The following is a 6,510-nucleotide window of genomic DNA, read 5'->3' on the forward strand; positions in this document are numbered from 1 at the left end:
CGGGACTCAGCGCTGGAAGTCATACAGCGACCCGACACGCAGGATCTGCGTGAGCTCGTCGAGCGCCGTGCGCGATTCGTCGAGCAGCGTCGGATCGGCGAGATCGTCCGGTGCGAGACGGTCGCGGTAGTGCTTTTCGATCCACGCGTCGAGCGACGCGAACAGCGTGTCGTTCATCCACACGTTCGACGTGACGGCCGCCCGCTCGGCGTCGTTCAGCACGACGCGCAGGCGCAGGCACGCAGGTCCGCCGCCGTTCTTCATGCTTTCGCGCAGGTCGAACACGAGCACGTCGCGGATCGGGCCGTTGCCGGCCGCGAGTTCGTCGAGATAGGTCGCGACGTTCGCGTTCTCGCGACACTCCTGCGGCACGACGAGCACCTGCGAGCCGTCGGCGCGCGACAGCAGCTGGCTGTTGAACAGGTACGACGTGACCGCGTCGTTCACGCTCACGGCCGCATCCGGCACCTCGATCACGTTCAGCCGCGCGCCGCGCGCGTCGAGCGTGGCCGTCAGCGTGTCGTAGATCGCCTGCTTGTTGACGAACGCGCGCTCGTGCGTGAACAGCGTGTCGCGGTTGCCGACCGAGATCACGTCGTTGTGGAACACGCCCGCATCGATCACGTCCGGATCCTGCTGCGCATAGACCGTCGCCGTTTCATCCAGGCCGTGGCGATGCGCGACCGCGCGGCTCGCCTCGAAGGTCTGGCGCGCCGGGAAGCGCTTCGGCTCCGGGCCACGGCGGTATTCCGCACGGCCGTACACGAAGAACTCGACGCCCGGCTTGCCGTATTCCGCGCAAAAGCGCGTATGGTTCGCGGCCCCCTCGTCGCCGAGCGCCGGCGTGCCTGTGAGCGCCTCGTGCACCGCGAAGTGCGCGGGATCGGCGAACAGCGTCGACAGCGTACGGCGCGTCGCTTCATGCTCGATCGCGCGATGCAGCTTGCTGCACAGGTTGGCCGGCGTGAAGTGCACACGGCCGTCGCCGGTGTCGGCCGACGGGCTGACGGTCGCCGCGTTCGCGGTCCACATCGCCGACGCCGAGCTCGCCGCGGCGAGCAGTTCGGGCGCCTGCTTCGCGGCCTTCGCGATCACGTCCGCGTCCTTGCCGGAGAAGCCGAGCTCCCGCAGCAGGCGCAGCGACGGCCGCTCCTGCGGCGGCAGCACGCCTTGCGCGAAGCCGAGATCCGCGAGCTGCTTCATCTTGCGCAGCCCCTGCTTCGCGGCCGCCTTCGGGTTCGCGGCCGACTTCTCGTTGTTGAGCGACGCCACGTTGCCGAACGACAGCCCGGCGTAGTTGTGGGTCGGGCCGACGAGTCCGTCGAAATTGGCTTCTTGTGCGTTCATCGTCGTTCCCTCGATCAGAAGTGCAGGCCCGGCGACAGGCTCGCGGGCAAGGTCAGTTGCGTGCTTTCCACCGACGCCATCGGATACGCGCAATAGTCGGCCGCGTAGTACGCGCTCGGACGATGGTTGCCCGAGCGACCGGTGCCGCCGAACGGCGCGGCGGACGATGCGCCGTTGGTCGGGCGGTTCCAGTTGACGATCCCCGCACGGATCGTGCGGCGGAAGTGCTCCCAGGCGTGCGCGTCGTCGGCCAGCAGGCCGGCGGACAGGCCGAACGCCGTGTCGTTCGCGCGCTCGATCGCTTCGTCGAACGTCGCGTAGCGGACGATCTGCGCGAGCGGGCCGAAGTGCTCTTCGTCGGGCAGGTTCGCCACGCCGGTCACGTCGATGATCGACGCGTTCACGAAACCCAGGCGCGGATCGCGCTGCGTCATCTCGATGATCGGCTTCGCGCCCTGCTCGACCAGGCGCGACTGCGCATCGACGAGCTTCGCGGCCGCGCGCGCCGAGATCACCGCGCCCATGAACGGCTGCGGATCGGCGTCGAACACGTCGGCCGTGATCTTCGACGTGACGTCGGCCAAGCGGGCGAGGAAGCGCTCGCCGAACGCGCCCTGCGGCACGAAGATGCGGCGTGCGCACGTGCAGCGCTGGCCGGCCGACAGGAACGCCGACTGGATCGTGTGGTGCACGGCCGCGTCGAGGTCCTCGACTTCGCCGATCACGAGCGGGTTGTTACCGCCCATCTCGAGCGCGAGCACGATTTCCGGACGGCCGCCGAACTGCTTGTGCAGCAGCGTGCCGGTATCCGAGCTGCCGGTGAAGAACAGGCCATCGATCTGCCGGTGATTCGCGAGCGCGATGCCCGTGTCCTTCTCGCCCTGCACGAGGTTCAGCACGCCGGCCGGCAGCCCGGCTTCCTGCCACACCTCGACCGTCGCGCGCGCGACACCCGGCGCAAGCTCCGACGGCTTGAACACGACCGTGTTGCCCGCGATCAGCGCCGGCACGATATGGCCGTTCGGCAAGTGGCCGGGGAAGTTGTACGGGCCGAACACCGCGACGACACCGTGCGGACGATGGCGCAGCACCGCGACACCGTCGGCCATGTCCTGGCGCTTCTCGCCGGTGCGTTCCTGGTACGCCTGGATCGAGATGCCGACCTTCGCGGCCATCGCCGCGACTTCGGTGCGCGCTTCCCACAGCGGCTTGCCCGTCTCGCGGCCGATCGCCGTCGCGATCGCTTCCTTGCGCTCGGTGAGCAGCGCCGCGAAGCGCTTGACGATCGCGCAGCGCGCGTCGAAGTCGAGCGCCGACCAGCCGGCGAAGGCGCGGCGCGCGCTCGCGACCGCGCGGTCGACGTCGGCTGCCGATGCGCTGTCGCCCTGCCACGCGATCGCGTCGGTGCCGGGGTTGCGCGAAGCGAAGGCGGGGCCCGAGCCTGCGATCCAGGCGCCGTCGATGAAGAGTTCCGTCATGATTCGTTTATCCCTGTTTGACTTTGAGCGGCAGCACGCGCACCGGATCGCCGGCCTTCACGTCGAGCGCGACGGCATCGTCGGTCGACAGCACGAACGACCCGTTCGCGACCACGCCCGGCGCGACGCCGACGCGGAAATCGTTCAGCGACGTGTTCGACACGAGCGACTTCGGCGCACGGTCGCCCTGCGCGTCGTCACCGGTGTCCGGCTCGCCGATCTCGACCGGCACGACCACGCTCTCGCGCACCGTGCGCAGGTCGTTGATGTGGCATTCGAGCACCGGGCCCGCGTCGAAGATGTCGACGTGGTTCTGGTAGCGCAGCCCTTCCGCCTCGAGCATCTTGCGCGCCGGCAGCGTGTCGCGGTGCGTGAGGCCGACCGCGTCCTGCGCGTCCTGCGGCAGCAGGTCGACGTACACCGGATAGCGCGGCATCAGTTCCGCGAGGAACGACTTGCGGCCGTGCGAGCTCAGGTAGTCCGCCGCATTGAAATCGATCTGGTAGAAGTGCGAACCGACCGCGCGCCAGAACGGCGACGTGCCGTCTTCGTCGAAGTGGCCGCGCAGTTCCGCGCAGATGCGTTCCGGGAACCGGTCGCGGAACTGCGCGATGAACATGAAGCGCGAGCGCGACAGCAAGCCGCCGACACCGCCCGTGCGATAGCGCGGGCTCAGGAACAGCGAGCACACTTCCGCGTAGCCCGTCAGGTCGTGCGAGATGTTGAGCGCGGACATCCGCGTCCACACGCCGAGCTCCTGGCTCGCGTGCACGACCGTGCTCACGCGATAGTTGTAGAACGGCTGTTCGAGGCCGACCTGCGTCTCGATCCCGCACACGCCCGCGATGTCGCCCGTCTTCGATTCTTCCATCACGAAGAAGTAGCCGGCTTCGCCCGGCGCGGCGTTGCCCTCGAGCGTGCGGCGCGAGCGTTCGATGCGCGCGGCGAGCGCGTCGCGGTCGGGCTTGAACGTGGTCAGGCCCGGCCCGGTTTCCTGCGCGAGCGACACGAGCGCGTCGACGTCGCCCGTTTGTACGACCCGAACGACGATCATGCTGCGCCTCCCTTCATTTCTTCATCGTCGCGGCGGTGCAGCGGCACGCAGCGCACGACATCGCCATCCTTCACATCGAGCGCCGCGCGCACGTCGCCGGACAGCGGCGCCAGGTCGCCGTGCGCATCGTCGTCCGGCAGGTCGGCCAGCACGCAGCGGAACGATTCGCCGCTGCCCGTCGACACCATGTACGCAGCGTCGCCCTGCTGCCGCGCGGCTTCGCGCACGGTGCGCTCCGCGGCGTGCTTCACGCATGCGATGCGGTCGACCTGCGCGGTCAGCACCGGGCCCGCGTCGAAGATGTCGACGAAGCGGTCCGGCTCGAAGCCTTCCTCGAGATGGATGTCGTACGCGAGCAGCGCCGTTTCGTTCGGCTCGCCGAGCACGCGCTGCGCGGCTTCCGGCAGCAGCGGCACGTAGAGCGGATAGGCCGGCATCACTTCCGCGATGAACGTGCGGCTGCGGCCGCCCGACGCGATGTCGACGTCGGTGAAGTCGCGGCCGAAGAACTTGCGGCCCACCGCTTCCCAGAACGGCGATGCGCCCGTGTTGTCGCTCACGCCGAGCAGCAGCGTGAACACTTCCGGCGTGAAGCGGCGGCGGTTCGCGGCGATGTACATCATCCGCGCACGCGAGATCAGGTGCGCGGCCGCGTCGCCGCGCAGCGACGGATCGACGTAGAAGCCCGCCAGCCGGCTCTTGCCGGTCAGCTCGTGCGACATCGTGAGCGCGTGGATCTTGCGGTTCACGTGCAGCTCGCGCGACGCGTGGATCAGTGCGTCGTTGCGGAACGCGTAGAACGGTTCCGAGTAGCCGGCCGCGGCCACGATGCTCGCCGTGCCGAGCAGCTTGCCCGTCGACGAGTCTTCCAGCACGAAGAGGTAGAACTCTTCGCCGGCGAAGTCGACGTCCGCGCGAAACGAATCCTCGGAGAGCGCCACGCGCGCTTCGAGCGCCGCGCGGTCATGCGGCAGCGAGTGCAGGACCGGCTGCGCGGTGCGCGCCATGTGCGCGAGCGCATCCAGATCCGTGAGTTTGCCGGGGCGAACAAATAGCATCGTCGTTCCTGTCTGCGATGGGTGCGCCGATCAGCGCGCGGTGGCTTCCTGGGCTGCGAGCACCTGTTCGACTGCCTTCTCGAAGCGCTTCATGCCTTCGTCGAGCAAGTCGAACGGAATCACGAGCGACGGCACGAAACGCAGCACGTTCGGGCCTGCGATCAGCATGATCAGGCCGTTCTCGGCGGCGGCCGTGACGAAGTCCTTCGCGCGGCCGTCGAAGGCGGCGGTCAGTTCCGCGCCGACCAGCAGGCCCTTGCCGCGGATGTCCTTGAAGATGCCGAAGCGTGCGTTGATGCGCTCGAGCGCGCCCTTCAGTCGCACGCTGCGTTCGCGCACGCCTTCGAGGAGTGCCGGGTCGCCGATCAGTTCGACGACCTTGTCCGCGATTGCCGATGCGAGCGGGTTGCCGCCGTACGTCGTGCCGTGCACGCCGACCTTGAAGTGGGCGGCCAGTTCGTTCGTCGTCAGCATCGCGCCGATCGGGAAGCCGTTACCGAGCGCCTTCGCGGTCGTGAGGATGTCCGGCGTGACGCCCGTGTCCATGTATGCGTAGAACTGGCCCGTGCGGCCGACGCCCGTTTGCACTTCGTCGAAGATCAGCACTGCGTCGTGCGCGTCGCAGGCTTCGCGCAGTGCTTTCAGGAAGGCCGGATCGGCCGGGATCACGCCGCCTTCGCCCTGCACCGGCTCGACGATCACCGCGCAGGTTTGCGGGCCGATCGCGGCCTTGGCGGCTTCGATGTCGTTGAACGGCAGGTGCTTGATGCCGGCCGGCACCGGGCCGAAGCCTTCCGAGTATTTCGGCTGGCCGCCGACGCTGACCGTGAAGAACGTGCGGCCGTGGAACGACTGGACGAACGACACGATTTCGTATTTGTCGGCGCCGTGGCGGTCGAAGGCGACGCGGCGCGCGAGCTTCAGCGCGGCTTCGTTCGCTTCCGCGCCCGAATTCGCGAAGAATGCGCGGTCGGCGAAGGTCAGCGATTCGAGGCGTTTCGCGAGGCGCAGCACCGGTTCGTTCGTGTAGCCGTTGCCGATGTGCCAGAGCTTGCGGCCTTGTTCGTCCAGGACTTTCAGCAGTTCCGGGTGGCCGTGACCCAGCGACGTCACCGCGATGCCGCACGCGAAATCCACGTATTCGCGGCCGGCCGTGTCCCACACGCGGGAGCCCTCTGCACGGTCCGGCACGAACGGCGCGGGGGAGAATACCGGCACCATCACTTCGTCGAATGTCTGGCGGGTCACGGTCGAGGTCGTCATGGTCGTTCCTTTCGGTTTCGTAAGAGGGTTCAACAGGATCAAGTTTAGGTAAGGGTGACGCAAGCGTCTTGCGGATTTGCGACGGGTTCTATCGGAAGCGGCTTCCTCGCTTTATTTTGACTCTTTTGCGGTGGGGGTTCCTTCGTTCGGTGCATCTGTGTTTGGTGGTGCGCCCGCGTTTTCGTGAAGCACCTGCAATCGTGTCGGTCTATTAGCGTCGCCCCTGCGCGGGGGGAGGTATCCGGAATTTAGTGTGTGAGGCGGGTTGAGATTCAGACTCCGATGTTGAATCGTTCCGGGTAAAGCAGCG

Annotated in this window: 5 protein-coding genes; all 5 read right to left on the minus strand. The window is 67.7% G+C overall.

Annotation, left to right across the window (positions count from 1 at the left end; translation table 11 throughout):
* Positions 1-6: 6 nt before the first annotated feature.
* Genes astB through SB771_RS13235 form a run of 5 tightly spaced genes read right to left on the minus strand, consistent with a single transcriptional unit; the run spans position 7 to position 6,200 of the window.
* Entirely contained in the window at positions 7-1,347 is a 1,341-nt protein-coding gene (gene astB / locus SB771_RS13215) for an N-succinylarginine dihydrolase (protein ID WP_175661732.1), read from the minus strand.
* 14 nt (positions 1,348-1,361) lie between these two features.
* Positions 1,362-2,825, minus strand: a complete 1,464-nt coding sequence (gene astD / locus SB771_RS13220; RefSeq protein WP_175661731.1) for a succinylglutamate-semialdehyde dehydrogenase — start codon at positions 2,823-2,825, stop codon at positions 1,362-1,364.
* A 7-nt stretch (positions 2,826-2,832) separates the two neighbouring features.
* Positions 2,833-3,879 carry an arginine N-succinyltransferase gene (gene astA, locus SB771_RS13225; protein ID WP_175661730.1) on the minus strand — a complete coding sequence of 349 codons (1,047 nt, stop codon included), beginning with the start codon at positions 3,877-3,879 and terminating at the stop codon, positions 2,833-2,835.
* A complete protein-coding gene (gene aruF, locus SB771_RS13230) occupies positions 3,876-4,937 on the minus strand; it encodes an arginine/ornithine succinyltransferase subunit alpha (RefSeq protein ID WP_126227426.1) in 1,062 nt (353 codons plus the stop codon). Before aruF ends, astA begins: the two co-directional genes overlap by 4 nt.
* A gap of 30 nt (positions 4,938-4,967) precedes the next feature.
* On the minus strand, positions 4,968-6,200 hold the full coding sequence (locus SB771_RS13235; RefSeq protein ID WP_126227425.1) for an aspartate aminotransferase family protein: 1,233 nt from the start codon (positions 6,198-6,200) through the stop codon (positions 4,968-4,970).
* Between the last annotated feature and the right edge of the window lie 310 nt (positions 6,201-6,510).

The sequence above is a fragment of the Burkholderia sp. SIMBA_051 genome (genome assembly GCF_046534915.1).
GTDB classification, from domain to species: Bacteria; Pseudomonadota; Gammaproteobacteria; order Burkholderiales; family Burkholderiaceae; genus Burkholderia; species Burkholderia ambifaria.